General features: G+C 68.9%; 21 protein-coding genes. 11 read left to right on the forward strand and 10 right to left on the reverse strand.

Going from position 1 to position 22,687, the window contains the following annotated elements; all coding sequences use genetic code 11:
• Nucleotides 1-27 precede the first annotated feature (27 nt).
• The 4 genes from ACZ7OI_RS15370 to ACZ7OI_RS15385 all read left to right on the forward strand — a co-directional run bounded on the left by ACZ7OI_RS15370 (nt 28) and on the right by ACZ7OI_RS15385 (nt 3,394).
• A complete protein-coding gene (locus ACZ7OI_RS15370) occupies nt 28-399 on the forward strand; it encodes a winged helix-turn-helix transcriptional regulator (protein ID WP_470264826.1) in 372 nt (123 codons plus the stop codon).
• A 63-nt stretch (nt 400-462) separates the two neighbouring features.
• Nucleotides 463-1,671, forward strand: a complete 1,209-nt coding sequence (gene ftsW / locus ACZ7OI_RS15375) for a putative lipid II flippase FtsW (protein ID WP_470264827.1) — start codon at nt 463-465, stop codon at nt 1,669-1,671.
• The gene (locus ACZ7OI_RS15380; protein WP_470264828.1) at nt 1,668-2,054 is read left to right on the forward strand and encodes a hypothetical protein; all 387 of its coding nucleotides are present in this window, start codon (nt 1,668-1,670) and stop codon (nt 2,052-2,054) included. Before ftsW ends, ACZ7OI_RS15380 begins: the two co-directional genes overlap by 4 nt.
• A gap of 128 nt (nt 2,055-2,182) precedes the next feature.
• Complete coding sequence (locus ACZ7OI_RS15385) at nt 2,183-3,394, forward strand: phosphatase PAP2 family protein (protein ID WP_470264829.1); 1,212 nt, start codon at nt 2,183-2,185, stop codon at nt 3,392-3,394.
• On the opposite strand, the gene ACZ7OI_RS15390 is transcribed toward ACZ7OI_RS15385, so the two are convergent.
• The 3 genes from ACZ7OI_RS15390 to ACZ7OI_RS15400 all read right to left on the reverse strand — a co-directional run bounded on the left by ACZ7OI_RS15390 (nt 3,306) and on the right by ACZ7OI_RS15400 (nt 5,209).
• The gene (locus tag ACZ7OI_RS15390) at nt 3,306-3,950 is read right to left on the reverse strand and encodes a phosphate signaling complex PhoU family protein (RefSeq protein ID WP_470264830.1); all 645 of its coding nucleotides are present in this window, start codon (nt 3,948-3,950) and stop codon (nt 3,306-3,308) included. The two genes, ACZ7OI_RS15385 and ACZ7OI_RS15390, sit on opposite strands and share 89 nt — an antisense overlap.
• Before the next feature lie 11 nt (nt 3,951-3,961).
• A complete protein-coding gene (locus ACZ7OI_RS15395; RefSeq protein WP_470264831.1) occupies nt 3,962-4,318 on the reverse strand; it encodes a hypothetical protein in 357 nt (118 codons plus the stop codon).
• 147 nt (nt 4,319-4,465) lie between these two features.
• The gene (locus ACZ7OI_RS15400) at nt 4,466-5,209 is read right to left on the reverse strand and encodes a dienelactone hydrolase family protein (protein ID WP_470264832.1); all 744 of its coding nucleotides are present in this window, start codon (nt 5,207-5,209) and stop codon (nt 4,466-4,468) included.
• A 200-nt stretch (nt 5,210-5,409) separates the two neighbouring features.
• Between ACZ7OI_RS15400 and ACZ7OI_RS15405 the strand changes: the two genes are divergently transcribed.
• Nucleotides 5,410-8,046, forward strand: coding sequence for a glycoside hydrolase family 3 protein (locus ACZ7OI_RS15405; RefSeq protein WP_470264833.1), 2,637 nt, complete (start codon nt 5,410-5,412; stop codon nt 8,044-8,046).
• On the opposite strand, the gene ACZ7OI_RS15410 is transcribed toward ACZ7OI_RS15405, so the two are convergent.
• Entirely contained in the window at nt 8,036-8,722 is a 687-nt protein-coding gene (locus ACZ7OI_RS15410; RefSeq protein WP_470264834.1) for an FMN-dependent NADH-azoreductase, read from the reverse strand. The two genes, ACZ7OI_RS15405 and ACZ7OI_RS15410, sit on opposite strands and share 11 nt — an antisense overlap.
• Before the next feature lie 72 nt (nt 8,723-8,794).
• Between ACZ7OI_RS15410 and ACZ7OI_RS15415 the strand changes: the two genes are divergently transcribed.
• Nucleotides 8,795-9,643: a sigma-70 family RNA polymerase sigma factor gene (locus tag ACZ7OI_RS15415; protein ID WP_470264835.1), complete on the forward strand. Its 849-nt coding sequence runs from the start codon at nt 8,795-8,797 to the stop codon at nt 9,641-9,643.
• A gap of 195 nt (nt 9,644-9,838) precedes the next feature.
• Here ACZ7OI_RS15415 and ACZ7OI_RS15420 read toward each other — a convergent pair whose 3' ends face one another.
• Together ACZ7OI_RS15420 and ACZ7OI_RS15425 are read right to left on the reverse strand one after the other, a co-directional pair.
• The gene (locus ACZ7OI_RS15420) at nt 9,839-11,245 is read right to left on the reverse strand and encodes a pentapeptide repeat-containing protein (protein WP_470264836.1); all 1,407 of its coding nucleotides are present in this window, start codon (nt 11,243-11,245) and stop codon (nt 9,839-9,841) included.
• 371 nt (nt 11,246-11,616) lie between these two features.
• Nucleotides 11,617-11,988 carry a hypothetical protein gene (locus ACZ7OI_RS15425; protein ID WP_470264837.1) on the reverse strand — a complete coding sequence of 124 codons (372 nt, stop codon included), beginning with the start codon at nt 11,986-11,988 and terminating at the stop codon, nt 11,617-11,619.
• Nucleotides 11,989-12,171: 183 nt separating this feature from the next.
• Between ACZ7OI_RS15425 and ACZ7OI_RS15430 the strand changes: the two genes are divergently transcribed.
• Complete coding sequence (locus ACZ7OI_RS15430) at nt 12,172-13,548, forward strand: helix-turn-helix domain-containing protein (protein ID WP_470264838.1); 1,377 nt, start codon at nt 12,172-12,174, stop codon at nt 13,546-13,548.
• Nucleotides 13,549-13,552: 4 nt separating this feature from the next.
• On the opposite strand, the gene ACZ7OI_RS15435 is transcribed toward ACZ7OI_RS15430, so the two are convergent.
• The 4 genes from ACZ7OI_RS15435 to ACZ7OI_RS15450 all read right to left on the reverse strand — a co-directional run bounded on the left by ACZ7OI_RS15435 (nt 13,553) and on the right by ACZ7OI_RS15450 (nt 15,974).
• Nucleotides 13,553-14,368: an alpha/beta hydrolase gene (locus tag ACZ7OI_RS15435; RefSeq protein ID WP_470264839.1), complete on the reverse strand. Its 816-nt coding sequence runs from the start codon at nt 14,366-14,368 to the stop codon at nt 13,553-13,555.
• A gap of 293 nt (nt 14,369-14,661) precedes the next feature.
• Nucleotides 14,662-14,859, reverse strand: coding sequence for a hypothetical protein (locus ACZ7OI_RS15440; RefSeq protein WP_470264840.1), 198 nt, complete (start codon nt 14,857-14,859; stop codon nt 14,662-14,664).
• 7 nt (nt 14,860-14,866) lie between these two features.
• On the reverse strand, nt 14,867-15,589 hold the full coding sequence (locus tag ACZ7OI_RS15445; RefSeq protein WP_470264841.1) for a mycothiol-dependent nitroreductase Rv2466c family protein: 723 nt from the start codon (nt 15,587-15,589) through the stop codon (nt 14,867-14,869).
• A gap of 25 nt (nt 15,590-15,614) precedes the next feature.
• Nucleotides 15,615-15,974, reverse strand: coding sequence for an ArsR/SmtB family transcription factor (locus ACZ7OI_RS15450; RefSeq protein WP_470264842.1), 360 nt, complete (start codon nt 15,972-15,974; stop codon nt 15,615-15,617).
• Between the two features lie 249 nt (nt 15,975-16,223).
• On the opposite strand from ACZ7OI_RS15450, the gene mgtA reads away from it, so the two are divergent.
• From mgtA to ACZ7OI_RS15470, 4 genes are all read left to right on the forward strand, one after another.
• A complete protein-coding gene (mgtA, locus tag ACZ7OI_RS15455) occupies nt 16,224-18,791 on the forward strand; it encodes a magnesium-translocating P-type ATPase (protein ID WP_470264843.1) in 2,568 nt (855 codons plus the stop codon).
• A 65-nt stretch (nt 18,792-18,856) separates the two neighbouring features.
• Nucleotides 18,857-19,576 (forward strand): MgtC/SapB family protein, encoded by a 720-nt coding sequence (locus tag ACZ7OI_RS15460; RefSeq protein WP_470235950.1) that lies wholly within the window; start codon nt 18,857-18,859, stop codon nt 19,574-19,576.
• 3 nt (nt 19,577-19,579) lie between these two features.
• A complete protein-coding gene (locus tag ACZ7OI_RS15465; RefSeq protein ID WP_470264844.1) occupies nt 19,580-21,313 on the forward strand; it encodes an ABC transporter permease in 1,734 nt (577 codons plus the stop codon).
• 11 nt (nt 21,314-21,324) lie between these two features.
• Nucleotides 21,325-22,602: an ABC transporter ATP-binding protein gene (locus ACZ7OI_RS15470; protein ID WP_470264845.1), complete on the forward strand. Its 1,278-nt coding sequence runs from the start codon at nt 21,325-21,327 to the stop codon at nt 22,600-22,602.
• Nucleotides 22,603-22,687 lie beyond the last annotated feature (85 nt).

Raw genomic sequence — 22,687 nt, forward strand, 5'->3', positions numbered from 1 at the left:
ACTTTCCCGACAGGTGGTGAGCCCGAGGTGACGCCCTCCGCCCGCGGCGATCTGTTCGACCCGGCCTGCCCGACCCGGCGGCTGCTCGACCGGATCGGGACGAAGTGGACGTCGATGACGGTCAAGATCCTCGCCGAGGCCGCGCCGGACGAGGTGCGGTTCGCCGACCTGCGCCGCCGCATCCCCGGGGTATCGCAGAAAATGCTGTCGGTGACCCTGCAGAGCCTCGTCCGCGACGGTCTCGTCTCGCGGCGGGTCGAAGCCACCGTGCCGCCTCGGGTGCATTACCGGCTCACGCCGCTCGGCAGGTCGCTGGAGTCCGCGCTCGCGGTATTGCGCACGTGGGCGGAAGAACACATGGCCGACGTCGACCAGGCCAATCAGGAATCCGAACGGTAATTTTCCGCACACGGGCGAGTCGGTCAGCCACCGCGAAGCGAAAACGGCACACACTCACCCGCTGTGGAGTCGCCAACCGAACGGGACCGCAAACCCGCACGGCACGCAATCGGACAGTTCTTCGCGCATCCGCTCGCGTCGTTCCGGATCATCACCGCGATCTGGGCGCTGCTGACGCTGCTCGGCGCGGTGATGGCGCTGTCGTCCTCGGCCGCCGCCGCCAACCCGGCCGCCGGAACCGGGGTGTACCAAGCCTTTTTCCGGCACCTGGCCTTCGTCGCGCTCGGCGCGGTCGCGTTCGTGCTCGGCCTGCGCATCCCGTTTTCCCACCTGCGCAAGGCAGCCGCCCCGGCGCTCGCCGCCGCGGTCGTGCTGCTGCTTCTCGTGCTGACCCCGCTGGGTTCCGACCACGGCGGCGCGCAACGCTGGCTCGCCGCCGGGCCGATCACCCTGCAGCCAGTGGAAATCGCGAAGGTCGCTCTCGTGTTCTGGGGTGCACATCTGCTGGTGTCGAAACAGAAGGTGCTGCACCATTGGCGCCATCTGCTCGTGCCGCTGATCCCGGTGACGCTCGCGTTGTGCGCCCTGCTGCTCGCCCAGCCGAATCTCAGCGGCACGGTCACGCTCGCGCTGATCACCTTGGGATTGCTGTGGTTCTCCGGCGCGCCGAAACGCTTGTTCGCCGCCATTCTCGCCGGCGGGGTCGCCGGAATCGTCGTACTCGCCCTTTTCGCCAGTTATCGTCTCGCGCGCATCCTTTCTTTTCTTTCGCCGAATCCCGACGCCAGCGGCAGCGGCTACCAAGCGCAGCAGGCGCAGTACGCGCTCGCCGACGGCGGCTGGTTCGGCGTCGGCCTCGGCCGCGGCGCGGCGAAGTGGAGCTATCTGCCGGACGTCCAGAACGACTTCGTCTTCGCGCTTGTCGGCGAGGAACTCGGGTTCGCCGGATGCCTCCTGGTGCTCGGGCTGTTCGGCTGCCTCGCGGTGATCGGCCTGCGCACCGCGAGCCGGGTCGCCGATCCGTGGGTGCGGCTGGTCGCCGGGACGACCACGTTGCTGCTGGCGGCGCAGGCGCTGATCAACATCGGCTACGTCGCGGGCGCGTTGCCGGTGACCGGCGTGACGCTGCCGCTGGTGTCCGCGGGCGGGACGTCGCTCGTGGTCGCCATGCTGCAGTTCGGCATCCTCGCCCAGGCCGCGCGCGAGGAACCCGCCGCGCGGATGTTCCTCGCCGGGCTCGGGAAGAAGGGCTCCGGTACAGTCCGAGCGTGATCAAGAAGGCACTCTCCGCCACCTTCGCGGCTGTCGCGCTCGCCGGTCTCGCCGCGTGTTCCAACCCGACCGGCAAGTCGTGGGCGATCACCTACGAGGTCACCTCCGACCAGCAGACGACGGCCACCGGCGTCACCTACGGCGAATCGGGCAACCGCTACGAGGACAAGGTCGCGCCGCACCAGCTCGCCGGCCCGCTCGGGCTGCCGTGGAAACAGGACGTCGTGGTCAGCGCCGGACAGGACGCGTCGGTCACCGCGACGCCTTCGACCGGCGCGACGCTGCGCTGCCGGATCCTGCTGGACAAGAAGAAGGAACTCGCCCAGGCCAGCGCCCCCGCTCCCGGCAAGCCGGTGACCTGCAAGCACACCACCGACTCCTGACCCGTCCCGGAGAGTCCCCGCGGACTCGCGGGGCGTCGCGGACTCCTCTCCGCCGCTCGGTACGCTCGTGACCTTCGGGTGAACGCGAGATGGCCGCCAGGCGAACCGGCGGACCGGAGAGGGGTTGTATGGCGACCACGGCCGGGGGTTCCAGCAGCGAGACGTACGACGCGATCACCCATTTCGCCCAGGCGATGCCGGGCTGGGTGCAGTCTCTCGTGCTGGCGTACACGCATTACGGCCTGGTCCTCGTGGCCCCGTTCTTCGCCTGGCTCTGGTGGCGGGCCCGCCCGACCGGCTCGCCCGAGCGGATGGCGGCGGCACTGCTGGTCCCGGCGGCCACGGTGGTGGCGTACGTGCTCAGCGAGATCGTCAAAGCCTTCGTGCACGAGCAACGGCCGTGCCGGGGACTGCCGCCGGAGGCGATCGTCGGCGCCTGCCCGCCGCCGGGCGATTGGTCGTTCCCCAGCAACCACTCCACTATCGCGGCCGCGGTCGCGCTCGGCGGGGCTTTCGCCTGGCGCAAGGGCGCGCCGTGGCTCGCGGCCTTCGCGGCGACGATGGGCTTCTCGCGGGTGTTCGTGGGAGCGCACTATCCGCATGACGTGCTGATCGGGCTCGCTCTCGGGGCCGGGATGGCGTTGCTGCTGCAGCGGTACGCGCTGGCTCCGGCCGCGGGGCTCGTGCGGCGGTTCTCGGGGAAGGTGCCGTTCGGGTTGCTGGGCGTCGCGCCGGAAGGTGCGGAGGCTGCGACGGTGCTTGCTCCGGCTGAGGAGAAGCCGCGGCGAACTCGCGGCGGTCGTCCGGACAGCAGGGACGTCGACGCCGCGGCGGTTCGTCCTGAGGACGCTGGTTCTCTGCCGCCGCGTGGGCCGCGACCCGCCGATTCAGCGCCTCGGGACGCCAGCGGTCGCCCGGTACGCCCGCAGTCGGACGCCCGCCCCGCCGGAGGCCCGCCCCGGCGGCAGAATTCGCAGCCGATCCGCACCGCCGCACCCCGTGACCCGAGCGCCCCGCGGCAGCAGAACTCGCAGCCGGTCCGCACTGCCGCGCCTCAGCCCCGTCCGGGCGACGCGCCGCCGCAGAACCCGGGCCGTCCGCCCGCGCAACCGCCGGCGCGCGGCGCCAGCCAGCCGCCGGCCCGTCCGGCACGCTCGCCGCAGCCGCGCCCGGCAGGCCCGCCGCACTCCCGCGCCGCGGGCTCGCCGCCGCGTCCGTCGAACCAGGCTCCGGCCGGTCCCCCGCCGGACGTCAGCCCGGGAGATCGCCCGTCGCGGCGAACTCCAGGCGCTTCGCGACCGACACCGCCTGGTCGGCGAAACGCTCGTAGAAACGCGTGAGCAGGCTGAGCGCGACCGCGATCCGCTGGTCTTGCGTCCAGTCCGGCGCGGTGACCGTCGCCATCACCCGGGCGTGCAGCGCGTCCACGCGCTCGTCGGCGCGGCTCAGTTCGGCGTAGCCGCCGCGGGCCTCGCCGTGCACGAGGTCGGCGAGCCGTTCGGCCATCGCCGAGGTGACCTCGCCCAGTTCGGCGAACACCGGCTCCAGGTCGGCGGGCACGGTCGGGTCCGGGTGGCCGCGCCGGGCGGTGCCCGCGACGTGCGCGGCCAGGTCGCCCATCCGCTCGAGCTTCTCCGCGCAGTACACCGCGGCCAGCACGGCGCGCAGGTCGCCCGCCACCGGGGCCTGCAGGGCGAGCAGCGAATACGCCTCGTCCTCGCAGGCGGCACGCTGGTCGTCTAGGTCGGCGTCGCCGCTGAGCACCTGTTCGGCCAGCGGCAGGTCCGTGGTCAGCAACGCCCGCGTGGCCCGGCGCATCGCCTCGGCGGCTGCCTCGGCCATCGCCGCCAGACGCCCGTCGAGCTGTTTCAGGTCGTCCTGGAAGCCTTCGCGCATGTCGAGCGACTTTACCGGCGGCCGGCGGGCAGGCCCGCGTCGGCCAGCGGCCAGGCCTCCTCAGGCTCGGTCAGCTCGTAGCTGTGGCTGCCCTCGTGCCCGCCGGGCACCCGGCAGAACACGCCCTCGTCGGACTCGGCGCCGCAGAGCGCGCGGGTCTCCAGCACGCGGCGGCCGGGCCACCAGCGCAGCCACATCAGCGGCTCCTCGCCGCGTCCGCCGACCTGGGTCGCGTGCTCGTGGCCGTGCCCGGCCTCCAGCTCGCAGAACAGCTCGGGCTCCGTCCCGCGGACCGCGACGCTCCGCAGGACCGAGCGCTCGCGCCCGGTCAGCTCCACCGGTTCGCGGCACAGCGCACCTTCGGCCATGCGGCCAGCGTAAACGGCCGCCGCCGATTCCGCGCGCAGGGCCCGGCCGCGAGCCGTCCGCGCAGGTCCGTGAGGGGAACCCTGAGCGAATCCGAGTCCTTCAGGGTTCCCCTCACGGACAGCGAACCGGGCCTGATCAGCCGCGGGTCAGCGCACCCGTTCCAGGAGCGCGAACAGGTTCTCCCAGTGCCGCTTCTCGCCCTCCTCGTGGTACGCCGCCGTGTCCGACATCGTGAACCCGTGCGACGCGCCCTCGTAGACCTCCGACTGGTACGTCACGCCTGCCTCGTCGAGGGCGTGCTCCAGCGTCTTGATCTGCTCGGGGGTGGCCGACGGGTCCTGGTCGGCGTGCCCGAAGTACAGCTCGCCGGTGATCGAGCCGACCCGCAGGTGCGGGCTGTCGGGCTGGTCGGTGGCGAGGCGCCCGCCGTGGAACGACGCGATCGCTTTGACGCGGTCCGGGAACGCCTCGATCACGCGCAGCGCGTTCGTGCCGCCCATGCAGTAGCCGGTGATCACGACCGGGCCCGGCGCGACGCCGTCCTGCGCGGCGAACCAGTCGAGGTACTTCTCCGCGTCCCGGGTCATCGCCTCGGTGTCCAGGGCCTCGATCAGCGGCATCAGCTTGCCGAAGACCTCCCCGCGCCGCTCCGGGTCTTCCAGCGCGGCCAAGTCCACCAGCGGCGTCCGGCCGCCGCGGTAGAGCAGATTCGGGGCCAGCACGGCGTAGCCCGCCTCGGCGATGCGGTCGGCCATCTCCTCGATCCGCGGCCGCAGCCCGAACGCGTCCGGGAAGAGCAGCACCCCGGGATGCGGCCCGCCGTCCGGCACGGCCAGGTACGCGTCCGCGGTCCCGTCAGCCGCCGGAACGTCCAGCATTTCCTTGCGCATCCGCTTTGTCCTCCATTGATTGCAGTGCGTACGCGATCAATCTATCCCCGTCCGGCGACGGGCCGCCGCTCCCCGCGATGTCCCGTTTCCTGTCCGGTCAGTGGACTGAACCACTGCGGTCGGCGGATTGACGGAGTCCGGTTTGCCCGGCCAGGATCACCGGGCCCGCTCCGGGCCGCCCTCCGCAGAACGGACTGTCGATGGCCAGACCTCCTCGCTCCCCGCGCGCCCGGAACCGGGTCGCGCTCGCCGCGCTCGTCCTCCTCGGCGGGCTCGTCCCCGCCCAGGCCGCTCACGCCGCTCCCCCGGCCCAGCCGGAGATCGGCCGTCCCGCGCTCGACCGGAACGGCTGTGCCCGCATCGAAAACTCGCTGCCCGAGCTGGCCGACTGGCCGAAGGTGCGCAGCGCGATGCCGCGGAACCCGGTCGACGAATGGCGGATCAGGCAGATCGTCTCCGGCATGTCGCTGGAGGAAAAAGTCGGCCAGATGACCCAGCCCGAGATCGGCGCGATCACGCCGGCCGAGGTCACGCAGTACTCCATCGGGTCCGTGCTCAACGGCGGCGGCTCGTGGCCGGGCGGGAACAAGCACGCCACGCAGCAGGACTGGCTCAAGCTCGCAGATTCCTATTGGGACGCGGCGAAGGCCACGAGGACAAAGATTCCGGTAATTTGGGGCATAGATGCCGTGCACGGAAACAACAACGTATACGGCTCCACCGTTTTCCCGCAGAACATCGCGCTCGGCGCGGCGCACGACCCGTGCCTGGTGCGCGACGTCGAGAACTCCACCGCGCGGCAGATCCGCTCGACCGGCCAGGACTGGGCGTTCGCGCCGACGCTCGCCGTCGTGCAGGACGACCGCTGGGGCCGCACCTACGAAGGCTTCTCCGAGGATCCGCGCATCACGCGCGCGTACGGATACGAGGCCATGAACGGACTGCAAGCCGGTGCGAGGCTGCGGATCGGCCCGAACGGCGTGATCGGCACCGCCAAGCACTTCATCGGCGACGGCGGCACCACCGACGGCCAGGACCAGGGCGTCAACGCTTCTTCAGAAGCAGACATGATCAACCTCCACGGCCAGGGCTACTACGGCGCGCTCGCCGCGGGCGCGCAGACGGTCATGGCATCGTTCAACAGCTGGACCAATCCCGACCTCGGCATCAACGAGGGCAAGATCCACGGCAGCGACAAGGTCCTCAACCAGATCCTCAAGGGCAAGATGGGCTTCGACGGCCTGGTCGTGTCGGATTGGAACGGCATCGGCCAGGTGTCCGGCTGCACCAACGCCAGCTGCCCGCGCGCGATCAACGCGGGCATCGACGTCGTAATGGTGCCGAACGACTGGAAAGCCTTCATCGCCAACACGGTCGCGCAGGTGCGCGGCGGCGAGATCCCGATGTCGCGCATCGACGACGCGGTCACCCGGATCCTGCGGGTCAAGCTGCGCGCCGGGCTTTTCGAGGAACGCAAGCCGTCGCAGCGCTGGTACGCCGGTTCGTCGGACGCCCTCACGGACAAGGCGCTCGCTCGCGAAGCGGTGCGCAAGTCGCAGACTCTGCTGAAGAACAACGGGAACGTGCTTCCCTTGGCGCGCAACGCGAAGGTGCTCGTGGTCGGCAAGAGCGCGGACAACATCTCGAACCAGACCGGCGGCTGGACGCTGACCTGGCAGGGCACCGGGAACACCAACGCGGACTTCCCTGGCGCCACTTCGATCCTCGCCGGGCTCAAGGAGGATCTCGCCAACGTCACCTTCGATCCCGCCGGCACCGTCGACCCGAAGGGCTACGACGCTGTCATCGCGGTCGTCGGCGAGACTCCGTACGCGGAAGGCGTCGGCGATCTGCAGCGGAAGAGCCTTGAAGCGGCGAAGCTGTATCCGGAAGACCTTGCGGTGTTGGACAAAGTCAGCGGCAAGGGCACTCCGGTGGTGACGGTGTACGTCAGCGGGCGTCCGCTGTACGTCAACAAGGAGCTCAACCGTTCCGACGCGTTCGTCGCCGCGTGGCTGCCCGGTACTGAGGGCGGCGGGGTCGCGGACATGCTCGTGCGCGGCAAGGACCGCGGCGGATACCACGGCAAGCTGTCCTATTCGTGGCCGAAGAGCGCGTGCCAGACGCCGCTCAACCCGTGGAGTCCCGGCTACGACCCGCTGTTCAAGCTCGGCTACGGCCTCACCTCCAACCAGCGGACCACCGTCGGAAAGCTCGACGAAACCGAAGGCCCGGCCCGCTGCGGATCGCACGACGGCGGCGGCACCGCAACCGAGGACCTGCCGATCTACGACCGCACGGATGTCGCGCCGTACAAGAGTTTCATCGGCTCGGCCTCGAACTGGGGTGGCACCGAGATCGGTGCCGACGGCACCGCTTCGCATCCTGAGATCAACGTGGCGCCGGCCGACGTCAACGTCCAGGGCGACGGCCTGAAAGCGACGTGGACCGGCACCGGCGCGGCGCAGCTGTACTCGCAGCACCCCGGCGGCACGGACGACCTGCGCGGGTACCTCAACGCCGACGGCGCGCTCGAGTTCGACGTGATCGTGCATTCGCCGCCGGTGAACCGGACGGTCGTCAGCCTGCACTGCGTCTACCCGTGCTCGTCCGAGGTCAACGCGACGAAGCTGTTCGGCGATCTGCCCGCCGGGCAGAAGTCGACGGTGAAGATCCCGTTGTCCTGCTTCGCGAGCGGGCTGGACTTCGAGAGCGTCGACACGCCGTTCCTCGTCTACACCGACGGCCCGTTCTCCGCGTCGTTCGCGAACGTGCGGTGGTCGCCGGGCGGGGCGAAGGATCCGGACGCGCGGAAGTGCTCCGACCTCACCGGATGAGCCGCTGGGCGGTTTCTGCGACCTGAGACCTGGCCGCCGCGCGCGACGCGGCGGCCAGGTCTTCGAACCCGTCCAGCGCCGGAACGTCGCCGACCCGGGTGAACTCCTGGGCGACGAACGTCAGCCGCCCGACGCCTTTGTCACCCAGGTAGGCGCGCAAATACGACTCCTGGAACTCGAACTTCTCGCGCGGCGTGCCAGGACCGTATCCGCCGCCGCGCGCGCTGACGATCACGAAGTCCTTGTCCGCCAGCAGTTTCCGGCCGGTCTCCGGGTCGACGAACACGCCCGGGAAGCTGATCCGGTCGATCCACGCCTTGAGCGTGGCGGGCACGCCGAAGTTGTACATCGGCACGCCGAGCAGCACGGCGCGGGCTTCGCGCACCTCGTTGACCAGCGGCAGCGTCCGCTCCCATTCGCGCTGTTCGTCGTCGTCCGCGATCAGTGCCGCGATGTCTTCCAGGGACAGCACTCCCTTGCGTTCCACCCGGCGGCCGAGCCGCGCGTACGCCTCCCTCAGGGGCGGGACCGGCTCAGCGGAAACGTCGCGGTGGCGCACGGTTCCGCCGCCTCTTCGCCACTCGTCGGCGAACAACGCGCCCAGCTGCCTGCTCACCGACGCCTCTCGGTCGGCGCTCGAATCCACGTGCAGCAGGGGCGCTAGCATGACGGTCATCCGGTTCCTCTCCTCGTCCTTGGTCTTCGGGCCGGCACTCCCATGACGGATCGAGACGGGAAAAGGTGACCGATGGACGACGCACTGGCGCGGCGCTTCGAAGACGAGCGCCCGCGGCTGCACGCGCTGGCCTACCGCATGCTGGGCTCCGCGGCCGAGGCCGAGGACGTCGTGCAGGAGTCGTGGCTGCGGCTGAACCGCACGTCCGGCGTCGACAACCTCGGCGGCTGGCTGACGACCGCGGTGTCCCGGCTGTGCCTGGACGCGCTGCGGGCGCGCCGGGAAACCCCGGTCTCCGCGGTGCCCGACGCCGCCGGCGGCGCGGTTCCCGAGGACGAGGTCCTGCTGGCCGGGGAGGTGGGGCGCGCGCTGCTGGTGGTCCTGGACCGGCTCGCCCCGCCCGAACGGGTGGCGTTCGTGCTGCACGATCTGTTCGCGGTGCCGTTCGACGCGGTCGGGCCGATCCTCGACCGGACGCCCGCGACCGCGAAGAAACTCGCCAGCCGTGCGCGGCTGCGGGTGCGCGGGGTCCCGGCGGTGCCTGCCGCGGAGCTGGCCGAGCACCGGGAAGTGGTGACGGCGTTCCTCTCCGCGGCCCGGGGCGGGGACATGGCGACGCTGCTGACCGTGCTGGCACCGGATGTCGTCCGGGTTACCGATCCGGCGATGCTGCCGCCGGGTGCCGCCGCGGTGCTGCGCGGGTCGGACGAGGTTGCGCGGGGAACGAAGCTGTTCGCGGGGAACGCGCGGCTGGCGGAGCTGGCGCTGATCGACGGGGAGGTCGGGCTGGTGCTCGCTCCGGCTGGGCGGTTGGCGGGGGTGCTCCGGATCGAGGTTCGGGGCGGGTTGCTCCAGGCGTATGAAGTGGTGGTGAGTGCCGAGCGGTTGGCGGGGATCGAGATCGCTGCGCTTTCCCGCTAGGCCGTATAGGGCGTTATACACTCAACTTCGACGAGACGGAAGCGGCCCTGGGGCAAGACAGGACTCGGTCCAAGGCACAGCCCGGATCGCAGGCGCGGCGTGATCTCGCCCAACGCGTCACGCTCCCGCGCAAGAACTTCCGACCTTCCATCAGCGCAGGGACCGCAAGTTCGCGCCCTCACCCACTCCCCCGCATCAACCCCGCCCGAGATCGAAGTCACGACCTTCCGAACGAGCACCGACGAACTGCGGCTCTTTCCCGAAGGACACGTTCTTGAAATCCGGCGCATAGGTAAAGTTCACCGCAGAGAAATCAGCACCAGACTCGAATTTCACTCCAACAAATTTGGACCCCTCGTCAAATGACGATCCCTCAAATGTGACATTACCGACGAACCGAGCACCACTCCACGCGGAACGCCTGGACACAGTTAAATGCATGAAGCTTGCAGATGACTCGAAGACAGAGTCTTCAACTTCGATGACCCCGAAGTTGACCCCAGAAAACTTTGCCATTCCTTCAAAATTCGAATTCTCAAACCGTGCACCTTCCTTAAATCTGGAGAAATTGAACTCCGCTCCCCCCTCGAATACCGTTCCCCGAGCGAGCACGAATGCCACAAAAGTAGCACCGGAAAAATTTGCATCGCCCCGAAACCTCGCATCAACAAGGACCGCGCCGCCATCGAACTCGACACCCTCAAAGAGGGCCTGATCCTGAAAAGTAGCGCCAGTGAAATCACCATAACCAGCGAATTTACAGGACGAAAAGCTCGCCACACCGGAAAAAAACGCACCAGTAAAGTCCGCTGAGCCGATCCGACTCGTCGACAGGTCGAAATTCCGGAGGCGTGCACCGGCAAGGTCGAGGTCACGCGGCCCCCAGTAGGCATCCTCGCAACCAACGCCCAGGTGACTCACGATAATTCTTTGCGCGGCTGTTCGAACTTCTCGCTCCTGTGCATATTGAAGGTCAAAGATATCTTGATCCCCAGCCGCACCAGACTTGAGCTTCTCAGAATTTTCCGGCATTCGGAGATAAGCGCACAAAACATTTACAATAGTCTGACGCTGGGATTCATTGTCTTGCGCGAGGCGCTCGAGAGCATAGAGACCGCCAAGCCGCACCGGGGCCTTGTCGGAGCCGAGTTGTTCTACGGCTTTGGTGTATAACTCAGTAATTCGCCTCGCAGCGGCATCCACCCGGGCATCTTCCGCGACCCGCTCCTGATGCCGCTTGGTATCGGCCGCCACGGCTTGTTGATGCGCAAGCGTGCGCTCACGGGTGTCAAGATCGGCTTCCGCGGCGTGCTGCCGCCGCCAAGTCAGGTAAAGTGCGACAACTCCCCCGCTTCCCACTCCGATGCTTAGGCCGATCTTCAACGCGTCGAATCGCGCAGTGACCAACGCTGCGCCGTTCAGACCGGCCGTCGCCGGCCACCACAACACGGTCACCGCCGCTACGGTGAGCCCCCCGATCACCACTGCGGTCGCCCACATCGCCTTCGGAGTCAACTCCCGCAACCGGCTGACTCCGGCGGTCACTGGATAAACGGGGGCGAGCAGCTCACGGACCTCACGTCTAGGCGTGTCGTCACTCATCAAGGCATCTTGTCTTACGCCTTGCCACTCCGATCCAGATCCTGGAAACCAGGCCGCTGCCAGCTCAGGACGTTCACCCGAACAGCCGTCGCGCAGACAGCCCGGAAAGACAGCACGACGCCTCCTCGAGTACCGGAGAGCGGACAAACACACCGAAATTCCGACCTGTCACAATGTCGTACGATGTACGGTCAGCTCAGCGGCGGCAATCGGGCACGGAGGCGTTGCCGGGCAGAACCTCCAGTTCAGCACGCCGCAGGCGGGCAAAGATGTTGTGCGGCAGATAAGGCCTGCCCCAGCCCAGGGGAGGTGGCGTGCCGCGCCAGGCTGGGGCAGGCATAACGGTGCGGTGAGCGATGGGCGGGACGCTCCTAACCGCACCGAGCTTTACTCGTTTTCCTCCCTTTTCGCGGGTTCTCGACCTCCGGGAAGACAATGGTGTCCTCGTCGTCCTCGACTTTCGGGATCACCTCGGTGTCCTCCTCGGCGCGTTCGGCGGCCATCGCCTCGGCCGTCCGGCGGAATTCGGCCAGGCGGGCTTCCTCGATCTCGGCCTGGACCTCGTAGTCCAGACGGGCCTTGAGGTCGCGGACCGTCAGCCGTCCTCGCGGAGGCGGGATCGGCCGGCGCGCCCGCCACAGCCACATCGAGACCAGTACCAGCAGCAGGAGCACGCAACACACGATGACCACCGCCGGATGGCCGGTGCGGGTCGCCTCGACGAGCGTCTCTGCTGCCTTCATGCGATGCACCTCTCGGCTTCGGAAGTGTCTTCGCGTGCCCCACCACCATGAAGGCGGGCAGTGGCCTGGACCAGCCAGCAAACCGGGCGAAAAGCGGGCGGCAACCGAGCGAATCGTCTTGCCCTGCACCCGGTGACCTGCGGTAATCTGACGACCCCGGTTCGTGGCGAAGGAGTGTCGCCCATGGGCGAACGGCGAGAAGGGCTTGTCCGGGCGCGCAAAGCGGCGAACCTGACGCAAGAAAAGCTCGCCGCGCTGCTCCCGGCGGACGAAAAGAGCATCCGCGCCTGGGAATCCGGCCGGTCCGAGCCTCGTCCGCACCGGCGCGACCGGCTCGCCCGGCTTCTGCGCATCAGCCCCGCCCGGCTGGAGGAGCTGCTCCGGGAAGGCACGCAGGCAGACCTCGGGGGGCCGCCGAGCGTCCTGCTCCCGGTCGTCGTGGACGGGCGGCCGGTCGCGCTGCCGCTGGACCGGGGCACGGTCGCGGCCAGCGTCCTCGGCCGGCTCGTGCCCGCTCCCGGCGACGCGGCCCAGCCGGCGGTTCCGACCACAGAATGGGACGTCATGAGCCCGCTCAGTCGCCGCTCCCTGCTCAAAAACGGCCTGCCGGTCGCGGCTTTGCCCGCGCTGGGAATAGGCAGCGCCGAGCACGTCGCGCGAGCGCTGGAGAATCCCCGGCGGTACATGGACAAAACCGTCACGCACTATTTCCGCAGACAGCTCGACCAGTACAAATACGAGGACGGCGAACGCGGTCCGGCCAAAACGCTGCCGATGACGCTCGGCGTGCTGGACATCATCGACCGCATCGCCCGCGACGCGACCGCCGACGATCAGCGGGACCTTCTGCACATCGGTTCGGAAGGCGCGGAGTTCGCCGGATGGCTGTACCGGGACCGGCGGCAGATGGAAGACTCGCTGTATTGGCACGACCGCGCGATGGAATGGGCGCAGGCGGCGGGCGACAGCACGATGCAGGGCTACATCCTGCTCAAAAAAGCCCAGGTCGCCTACGACGAACGCGACCCGCGGCGGATGCTCATCCTCACCCGGGCGGTGCGCAACGGCCCCTGGTCGCTCCCCCGGCGGCTCCAGGCCGAGGCGGCCCAGCAGGAAGCCCGCGCGGAGGCGATGCTCGGCGCGTCGGCCGATCAGGTAAACCGGAAACTCGACGTCGCCTGGAAACTGCTCGCCGACGCCGGTCCGGTCGAATCACCGCTGGGCGCGCACTTCAACGCGACTCTTTTGAACATGCAGACCGCCATCTGCTACACCGAAGCGGGCGAGCCGCGGCGGTCGGTCGAGCTGTACGAGAAAACGTTGAAGGAAACCCAATTCTCCCGTCGCGACTACGGGTTTTTCCTGTCCCTCATGGCGAACTCGCTCGCCCTTTCCGGCGAACCGGACCAAGCCGCCAAAACCGGTCTCGCCGCCGCCCATCGCGCGGCGGAAACGAACTCCCGCCGCACCAGAGAAGAACTCCGGCGGGTCGTCGGAGTGCTCAAGCCGTGGCATAACCGCCCCGATGTACGGGAATTGCGCGAGGCGCTCACCAGGTGACCGCTCAGCGAAGCCATTCCTGTACTTCGCGGATCACTTGCCGTTGCCAGGCTTGCGTTTGCGGATCCGCGTACTGCGGATCGTCGTGCACCGCGAAGCCGTGCTGTGCGCCGTCGAGCTGCACCAGCCGGTGTTCGCAGGTCAGCTCCCGATCGGCGGCGCGCGACGACTCGACGGGAACGAAGGTGTCCTCGGTGCCGTGCACGATGAGCGTCGGGGCGGTGATGCGGGGCAGGTTTTGCCGTGCCTCGAACCAGAACGCCTCGTTGAGCACGGCCCGCCCGAGCCGGAATCCGGGCCCGTGCCCGAGGTAGTTCTGTTCCTTCAGCTCGGCCGCACCCTCGTCGTCGAGGTAGCCGTCGTCCGACCACGCGGACTTCTCGTCGATGAACCGCACGCGGTAGTCGATGAGCGGGTTGAACAGCACGAGCCGCTCGACGTCGTCCGGTCGTTCGGCCGCGTAGTACGCCGCGACGCCGCCGGAGAAACTGGCCGCCGCGAGCGAGGTCCGCACCCCCGGGACAGCGGCCGACAGGTGCTCGATGCTGCCGCGAATCACGTTCAGCAGAGCGAAAAGCGAGAGATCCTCTTGACGGCCTTCGCTCTCGCCGTGGCCGGGGAGGTCGATTCTCAGCGACGCGATGCCGGCCTCGGCCAGACCCGTGGCGAGCCGGGTGAAGAAGCCGCCTTCCTCGCGGGTGACGCTGGCCCCTTGCACGAGCAGCACCGCGCGCTGAGGGTCGCCGTCCGGCTCGGTGAGGGTGCTGGCCAGGCGGAGGCCGTCCGGTGTACGAACTGTCCGATAGCTGTCGCGCGACATGGACACTCCCGGAGTTGTCGTCAAGTCCCAGTGTGTCAGGTTCACGACTTCGGGGAGGGAAAGAACGCTGGTGGAGTAACGCAAACCACAGCTGTGGCGACCGGACGCTCAGATCACTACGCCACCCGAGCCAGCGACTGGCTCCTTGTGGAAGCCACGGGCACGGCTCAGGCGACGCGGACGTCCGGTGGGGCCAAAATCCTGCGCCGGATGGGCGAGGACGGTTCGGTCGCGCGGGCTGATGCGTGAAACGCATGGCGGCACAGAGAATCAGCCAAGCGGCAGTTCCCTCCTCAGCGCGCAGCCAGCGGAAACTTGAGTTCGACGTCGCCGCCGATGTACTCCCCCGGGACAGGAACAGCAGGTTTTCGTTGTCCGCCACGCCGACGTTCGACCGAAGCGACGCTCAGCCGCAATCGCCGGGTGTCGTCGACCAGGCGTTCGCCGTGGATCGTCCACTTGGTGGCCTCAGGCGGCCGATCCGAGTCCATCGCCCGCCTACTTCTTCAGCCGACGGCTCCCGCCGTGCCAATCCTGTTCCCGCCCGGTCTCCCCCGCCTCCACGCCGAACGACGGCAGCTGCGGCATTTCCCGCAAACTCCGCTTCAGCTCGGCGAAACCGGCGAACCTCGCCAATCCCACCACGTGGTCCCACAGCTCCACAGCCTCGCCGTCAGACGGCAGCCGGCTGATCACCGGCCCGAAGAACGCGACCCCCTCCGGCGGCTGGAAGTGCAGGATCGGCGTCCCGACATCCTTGCCGGTCAGCGAAAGCGCTTCGTCGGTCTCACGCTGGATCTCCGCATCCCACCGAGAATCATCCACTGCGGAAGCGAGCGACACATCCAGACCGGCCCGCGAAAGAGCCGCCGAGGCAGCCGAAGGCGTGCCGTGCGCGGCCCGAGCCTCGGGAGTGTCCTCGACAAGACCGCTCTCGAAGTTCTGCTCCCCCAACGCCTCGTACAGCGGGCCGATCGCCTCCCGGCCATGCGAAGCGCGCACCGCAGCCGCCAGGCGGAGCAGTCGCAAACCGGCCGTGTGCGAAGCGTCGTACTCCGGCGGGAAGTGCGTCGAGTAGTCCAGGTGCGCGTTCAGCAGGCGCAGCGAGATGAACCGCCAGTCCACCGAGTACGAGCGCTGTCGGGCGACCTGGCGGACCCACTTGCTGGTCATCCACGCGAACGGGCACACCGGATCGAAGTAGAAGTTCAACTCGGCCATGGCCCGACTCTACGTCCGGGAAAGCTCAAGCGCCTTTGCTCCGCCGCCCGGCCTCGCCGGACAGCTCCTGGTGATGCTGCACCGCCAGCTGGACGATGTGCCGCACGTGCGGGTCGTCGAGGACGTAAACCTGCCGTTTCCCCTCGCGGCGGGCGCGGACCAGGCCGGCGAGTTTCAGTTTGCCCAGGTGGTGGCTCGCGGTCGGCACGGTCTGGCCGGTCTCCTCGGCGAGGGTGCCGACGTCGCGCTCCCCGTGCGACAGCAGCCAAAGCAGGTGCAGCCGCACGGTCGCGGACAGCAGGCCGAACGTCGCGGCCGCGTCCTGCAGCAGGTCGGCGGGGAGCGGTTCCAGCGGGGGCGGGGATGGGGTGGACACGACGGACATCCTCTCGGGTGGGCCCTCAGCGTGACTTAGCCCCCATCAGTTGCACAAGTGTTTGACTGTTTTCGTGATCTGCGCTCTACTGGTCCCCGGCCGGCGCGAAACGCCGGTCGATGAGTCTTGCGGAGGAGGTGAGCCGGGTGACCGGCGAAGGAAGTAGTCGGCGCGACCGTGCGGGAACCCCGGCAGCCATCTAGGTCCGGACGAACTCGCGCGGTCCGCTGACGCCCAGCTGACCTCGAGGGGACGACCATGACCCGCTTTCCCGCCCTGCGCGCCCACGGCGACGCGCCGGTGCTCGCTCTTTTCCGGAATCTCGAAAGCTCGCCCAAAGGCCTCACCGAAAACGAAGCCGCCGAGCGGTTGCGTCGTTTCGGCGACAACCGCATCGACGGCACGATCCGGGCCCCCGTGCGCGTTTGGGCCGCGGCGCGCAGCCCGTTCGTCGCGTTGTTGACCGCGCTCGGCGTGGTGTTCGCCGGTGTCGGCGACATTCGCGGCGCGGTGACTGTCGGCGTGATGGTCGCGCTCAGCATTGGTCTCCGCTACTGGCAGCACGCGCGGTCCGAGCGTGCGATCAGCGCCGTGCGCGACCAGATCACCACCACTGTCACCGTGCGCCGGCGCGCTGCGGAGGAGTTTCCCGGCAGCGAGCGCGAAGTGCCCACGTCCGACCTCGTGCCGGGCGACGTCGTGCTGCTCGGGCCTGGCGACGTGATCCCGGCGGACGTCCGGATTGTTGCTGCTAAAGACTTCGTCGTCGACCAGTCCGCGCTGTCCGGCGAGGCACTGCCGGTCGCGAAGCAGGCACCTCAGCCAGGCAGGCACGAGGAGCACGAGCTCGTCGAGACGCCCGCGCTCGGCTTCGCGGGCACGTCGGTGGTCGGCGGAACGGCCACCGCGGTCGTCGCCGCGACCGGCAGCGAGACGTACTTCGGCGCGCTGGCCCGGCAATCCGCCGAGCCGCGCGCGGAATCCAGCTTCGACGCCGGAGTGCGCCGCGTCGGCTGGACGCTCGTGCGGTTCATGCTCGTGATGGTGCCGATCGTGCTGGTGGTCAACGGCACGGTCACCGGCGACTGGGCGCAGGCCGGGATGTTCGCGGTCGCCGTCGCGGTCGGTCTCACGCCGGAGATGCTGCCGGTCATCGTCACGACGAACCTCGCCCGCGGCGCGGCGGCGCTGTCCCGGCGGCAGGTGATTGTCAAGCGGCTCAACGCCATTCAGGACCTCGCCGCGATGGACGTGCTGTGCGTCGACAAGACCGGCACGCTTACCGAGGACCGGATCGCCTACGCGCACAGCGTCGACTACTCCGGCAGCCCGGACGGCGAAGCGGCCGAGTACGCGGGCCTCGCGGTGCGGTTCCAGACCAACCGGCACGACCGCTTGGACGAAGCGATCGAGACGCTCTTCGACGGCGAGGACGACCTGGTCGCCGACGCGCTGTTCACCGGCGTCGCCGAGATCGGCTTCGACCACGCGCGCCGCCGGGCCAGCGTCGTCGTCCGGCGTGGCAGCGAGCACCTGCTGATCAGCAAGGGCGACCCGGACGAGATCTTGCCGCGCTGCAGCCACGCGCGCCGCGACGGTGTCGTCACCGAATTCGACGCCGCCGCCCGGATCGGCGCGGACGAGCTGGTGCGCGCGTACGCCGAACACGGCATGCGGGTGCTCGCGGTAGCGGCCCGTGAAGTCAACGCCAGGCTCGACGGATTTGACGAAACTGACGAGAACGAGATGATCCTCGTCGGTTTCGTGGGATTCGTCGACCCGGTCCGCGACGGCGTCGTGAACGCGGTGAAAGCCCTTGGCGAGCAAGGCGTCGCGCTGAAAGTGCTGACCGGCGACAACCGGCACGTCGCCGCGCGCGTCGCGGATTCGGCGGGCATCCCGGTCGGCGAAGTCGTGCTCGGACACCAGGTCGAGGCGACCGGCGACGCTGAACTGCGCGAGATTGTCAAGGACACCACCGTCTTCGCGAAGCTCACTCCAGCGCACAAGGCCCGCGTGGTCACCGCGTTGCGGGAGAACGGCCGCGCGGTCGGCTTTGTCGGCGACGGCGTCAACGACGTCACCGCGCTGCGCACCGCAGACGTCGGGATCGCTCCGGACACCGCCACCGACGCGGCCAAGGACGCGGCGGACCTGGTGCTGCTGGAACGCGACCTCGGCGTGCTCGCCCGAGGCGTGGCCGAAGGACGGCGGACGCTCGGCAACACGCTGAAGTACGTCAACATCACCGCCGCGTCGAACTTCGGCAACGTGCTCTCGGTGCTCGCGGCCAGCGCCTTCCTGCCGTTCCTGCCCATCCTGCCGATCCAGCTCGTGGTGTCGAACCTGCTCTACGACCTGGCGCAGCTCGCGCTGGCCTGGGACCGGGTGGACGACGACTACCTCGGCAAGCCGCGCCGGTGGGACGCCCGCGGACTGACCGGCTTCATGCTCGTCTTCGGCCCGTTGTCGTCGCTGTTCGACCTCGCGACGTTCGCGGTGCTGTGGCACGTCTTCGGCGCGGGCGCGGATCCGCTGCTGTTCCAGACCGGCTGGTTCGTCGAGGGTCTGCTGTCGCAGCTCCTGGTCGTGCTGGTCCTGCGCGGTCGCGGCACTCCCCTGCGCGCGAGCCGTCCGGTCGTCCTGGCCACGGCCGCCGCGGCGCTCGTCGGCCTGCTGGTGCCGCTGTCGCCGCTCGCCGGACCGCTGCGGATGCAGGCGCTGCCCGCCAGCTACCTGCTGTGGCTGGTGCTCGTCCTGGTCGGGTACGCCTTGGCGGCTCAAGTAGCGAAACGCGGCTACGCACGCCAACGTACGTGGTGGTAACCGTCCTTTTTTGAGGCTTTTCCAACCCTTTTCTGAACTTTTCGCAACGAACAGTGGGAGCGCAGATGACGACTGCGGAGATGCTGCTGCGCCTGGGGGCCGGCGTAGGCCTCGGCACAGTAATCGGATTTGAACGGCAATACCGCGCCCGGATGGCAGGGCTGCGCACAAATGCCCTGGTCGCGGCCGGTTCGACGTTGTTCGTGCTGCTGTCCGCGCACGGCTTCAGCGGAGCGAGCGCGGATCCCACCCGGGTCGCCGCGCAAATCGTTTCCGGAATCGGTTTTCTCGGCGCGGGCGTGATTCTGCGCGAAGGGCTGACCGTGCGCGGGCTCAACACGGCGGCGACGCTGTGGTGTTCCGCGGCGGTGGGTGCGCTGGCCGGAGCCGGGCTGTACACGGCGGCGGGCGCGGGCACCGCCGTGGTGATGGCGGTGAACATCGCGCTGCGCCCGCTCGGCCGGGTGGTCGACCGCCGTCCGGCGACCGGCCGCGAAACCCCGACGTCGTACACCTTCCTCGCGGTGACCAAGGACGACGCCGAAGCGCACGTGCGCGCGTTGCTCGTGCAAGCGTTGGCGCGCACGGATTTCTCCCTGCAGTCGGTCACCAGCACCAATACCGAAACCGACGGACAGGTGCAGGTGCGCGCCGAGCTGTCCGCCGATCAGCGCGACGACAAGCAGATGGAGTCGGCGGTCAGCCGGCTGTCCATGGAGCCGTCGGTGACCAGCGTGCGCTGGCAAACCGAACTCTCCTACACCGAGGAAGACAGCGAGAACTAGACCATGCTCCGTACTTTCCCCACCCGCGGCGCGCTCGTCCGGCCTCGCCGCACGCTCGCCGACGTGGCGGTGTTCCTCGGTGCCGCCGCGGCGTTGTGGCTAATCGTGCGGCTCGCGCACGGTGCCGCCACGGCGTGGACTCCGGCGACCGCACCGTCCACAGTGTCCACTGACCCGGCCGAACTTCCGTACTACGCCGGACGTTCGCTGCTGCGGATGTTCGTCGCGCTTGTGCTGTCAGTCGGGTTCACCTTCGTCTACGCGACCGCGGCGGCCCGCCTCCGCCGTACGGAAAAGATCCTGTTGCCCGCGCTCGACATCCTGCAATCGGTGCCGGTGCTCGGGTTCCTGTCGGTCACGATCACCGGGTTCATCGCGCTGTTCCCCGGCTCGCAACTTGGCCTGGAATGCGCGTCGATCTTCGCGATCTTCACCGCGCAGGCGTGGAACATGACGTTCGCCTTCCACCACTCGCTGGTGTCCCAGCCGCGCGACCTCGACGAGGCGTCCCGGCTGCTGCGGCTGTCGCGCTGGCAACGGTTCTGGCGCGTCGACGTGCCGAGCGGGATGATTCCGTTGGTCTGGAACGGGATGATGAGCTTCGGCGGCGGCTGGTTCTTCCTCACCGCCTCCGAAGCGCTCAGCGTGAACAACCAGAAGTTCGCGCTTCCCGGCATCGGCGCATACGTCGCGACCGCCTCCGAACAGGGCGACCTCGGCAAGGTCCTGCTGGCTGTCGGGGTGATGGTGGTGCTGGTCGTCGGCGTGAACGTGCTCTTCTGGCGACCGCTCACCGCGTGGTCGGAGCGGTTCCGCATCGAGAATTCCGAAGCCGCCGAAGCACCCCGCAGCCTGGTGCTCGACCTGCTGCGCCGCTCGCGGATCCCGGCGCTGCTCGGCCGGGTGCTGGGCAAGCTGGTCTTCCCGCTCGACCGCGCGCTGGCGGTCTTCGGGCTCGCCGAGTACCCGCTGCGCTTCTCCCCCGCACGCCGGCGCGTCGCGGACATCGTGTTCAGCATCGTAGTCTTCGGGCTGATCGTCTACGGAACAGTGCGCGCGGTGCTGTTCGTCGGCGAGACCACGGGGTACGGCGAAATCGGCCACGTCCTGCTGCTCGGCCTGATCACGTTCGCGCGAGTGGTGACCCTGGTGGTCGTCGGCACGCTCGTCTGGGTGCCGATCGGCGTGTGGATCGGGATGAACCCGCGGGTGTCGCGGCTCGCCCAGCCGGTGGTTCAGGTGCTCGCGTCGTTCCCGGCGAACTTCCTGTTCCCGCTGATCACCGCCGTGCTCGTGGCGACCGGGATTTCCCTGGACTGGGGCGGCATCCTGCTGATGAGCCTCGGCGCGCAGTGGTACATCCTGTTCAACGTCATCGCGGGCGCCTCGGCCATCCCGCACGACCTGCGCGAGGCCGCCGCGAACCTGCGGCTGCCGCGGGCGCTGTGGTGGCGGCGGCTCGTGCTGCCCGCGATTTTCCCCAGCTACGTCACCGGCGGGATCACCGCGGCGGGCGGCGCGTGGAACGCCTCCATCGTCGCGGAAATCGTGTCCTACAACGGGGTCACGCTCACCGCGACCGGCCTCGGCGCGTACATCGCCGACGCGACCGGCTCCGGCGATTCCGGCCGCATCCTGCTCGGCGTCGCGGTGATGAGCCTGTACGTCGTCGGCCTCAACCGGCTCTTCTGGCGGCGGCTGTACCGCCTCGCCGAACGCCGGTTCTCCCTGTCCTGAAAGGTATTCTCATGTCCGAAGTCCTCGTGTCCGTCGAGCAGGTCAGCAAAAGCTTCCCCGGTTCGGCGGGCGACGAACTGCGCGTCCTCGACGACATCACCCTCGACCTGCGCGCGGGCGAGATCGTCGCGCTGCTCGGCCGGTCCGGCTCCGGGAAATCGACGCTGCTGCGCACGATCGCCGGGCTGATCGGCCCGACGCGGGGCACCGTGCGCTATCGCGGCGACGAACTCGACGGAGCCAATCCGGGCACCGCGATGGTGTTCCAGACCTTCGCGCTGATGCCCTGGCTGACTGTGCAGGACAACGTCGAACTCGGTCTGGCCGCGCGCGGGACCCCGCCGAAAACCCGCCGGGACCAGGCGCTGCGGGCGATCGACCTGATCGGTCTCGACGGTTTCGAATCCGCTTATCCCAAGGAGCTTTCCGGCGGAATGCGGCAGCGCGTCGGCTTCGCCCGCGCGCTCGTGCTCGAACCCGACGTGCTGCTGATGGACGAACCGTTCTCCGCGCTCGACGTGCTGACCGCGGAGAACCTGCGCACCGAGCTGATGAGCCTGTGGCAGCGCGAGGATTTCCCGACCAAAGCGGTCTGCATCGTCACGCACAACATCGAGGAGGCAGTCCTGCTCGCGGACCGGGTGCTGGTCCTCGGCTCCAATCCCGGAAACCTGCGCGCGGAAATGGAAGTCGACCTCGCCCGTCCGCGCGACCGCAAATCCCCCGCGTTCGCCGCGCTGGTCGAACGGCTCTACGACCTGCTCACCGGACGCGAACCGGGGGCCGTCGAACCCGCGCAGGCCACACCCACCGCACGGCCGCTGCCGCAGGCGTCGGTCGGCGGCCTCGCCGGGCTGGTCGAACTCGTGCACGCTCGCGGCGGACACGCCGACCTGCCGGATCTCGCCGCCGAGCTGAGCTTCGAGGTCGACGACCTGCTGCCGCTCGTGGACGCCGCCGCCCTTCTCGACCTTCTCTTCGTGGCGGGCGGCGACCTGCACCTGACGCCCGTCGGCACCGCCTTCACCACCGCGGACATCCAGACCAGCAAGAAGATCTTCGCCGGTCAGGTCCGCGACCGGGCGCCGCTGGTGCGCACGATCGTCAACGCGCTCACCGCCAGTTCGGACGGCACGCTGCGCGCGGAGTTCTTCCTCGACCTCCTCCGGCGCGGCTTCTCCGCCGCCGACGCCCGGCAGCAGCTGGACACGGCGATCGACTGGGGCCGGTACGCGGAACTGTTCGACTACGACACCGACAGCGACCGGATCACCGTCGCCTCGTCGTGAGTGGCGATGCCGGTTGGAACCGGCACCGCCACCCACAGCACCCCCCACCCCCCTTAAGCGTCTCCCCCCGCGGCACCAAAATCTC

Source organism: Amycolatopsis sp. NPDC114503 (genome assembly GCF_055633655.1).

Bases quoted from the DNA above. Each gene is read 5' to 3' on its own strand.
- ACZ7OI_RS15460 (WP_470235950.1), top strand. From the start codon at position 18,857: ATGACGACTGCGGAGATGCTGCTGCGCCTGGGGGCCGGCGTAGGCCTC.
- ACZ7OI_RS15425 (WP_470264837.1), bottom strand. From the start codon at position 11,988: ATGAAGGCAGCAGAGACGCTCGTCGAGGCGACCCGCACCGGCCATCCG.
- ACZ7OI_RS15450 (WP_470264842.1), bottom strand. From the start codon at position 15,974: ATGTCCGTCGTGTCCACCCCATCCCCGCCCCCGCTGGAACCGCTCCCC.
- ACZ7OI_RS15395 (WP_470264831.1), bottom strand. From the start codon at position 4,318: ATGGCCGAAGGTGCGCTGTGCCGCGAACCGGTGGAGCTGACCGGGCGC.
- ACZ7OI_RS15430 (WP_470264838.1), top strand. From the start codon at position 12,172: ATGGGCGAACGGCGAGAAGGGCTTGTCCGGGCGCGCAAAGCGGCGAAC.
- ACZ7OI_RS15415 (WP_470264835.1), top strand. From the start codon at position 8,795: ATGGACGACGCACTGGCGCGGCGCTTCGAAGACGAGCGCCCGCGGCTG.
- ACZ7OI_RS15400 (WP_470264832.1), bottom strand. From the start codon at position 5,209: ATGCGCAAGGAAATGCTGGACGTTCCGGCGGCTGACGGGACCGCGGAC.
- ACZ7OI_RS15445 (WP_470264841.1), bottom strand. From the start codon at position 15,589: ATGGCCGAGTTGAACTTCTACTTCGATCCGGTGTGCCCGTTCGCGTGG.
- ACZ7OI_RS15440 (WP_470264840.1), bottom strand. From the start codon at position 14,859: ATGGACTCGGATCGGCCGCCTGAGGCCACCAAGTGGACGATCCACGGC.
- ACZ7OI_RS15385 (WP_470264829.1), top strand. From the start codon at position 2,183: ATGGCGACCACGGCCGGGGGTTCCAGCAGCGAGACGTACGACGCGATC.
- ACZ7OI_RS15390 (WP_470264830.1), bottom strand. From the start codon at position 3,950: ATGCGCGAAGGCTTCCAGGACGACCTGAAACAGCTCGACGGGCGTCTG.
- ACZ7OI_RS15410 (WP_470264834.1), bottom strand. From the start codon at position 8,722: ATGACCGTCATGCTAGCGCCCCTGCTGCACGTGGATTCGAGCGCCGAC.
- ACZ7OI_RS15465 (WP_470264844.1), top strand. From the start codon at position 19,580: ATGCTCCGTACTTTCCCCACCCGCGGCGCGCTCGTCCGGCCTCGCCGC.
- ACZ7OI_RS15470 (WP_470264845.1), top strand. From the start codon at position 21,325: ATGTCCGAAGTCCTCGTGTCCGTCGAGCAGGTCAGCAAAAGCTTCCCC.
- ACZ7OI_RS15435 (WP_470264839.1), bottom strand. From the start codon at position 14,368: ATGTCGCGCGACAGCTATCGGACAGTTCGTACACCGGACGGCCTCCGC.
- ACZ7OI_RS15405 (WP_470264833.1), top strand. From the start codon at position 5,410: ATGGCCAGACCTCCTCGCTCCCCGCGCGCCCGGAACCGGGTCGCGCTC.
- ACZ7OI_RS15420 (WP_470264836.1), bottom strand. From the start codon at position 11,245: ATGAGTGACGACACGCCTAGACGTGAGGTCCGTGAGCTGCTCGCCCCC.
- mgtA (WP_470264843.1), top strand. From the start codon at position 16,224: ATGACCCGCTTTCCCGCCCTGCGCGCCCACGGCGACGCGCCGGTGCTC.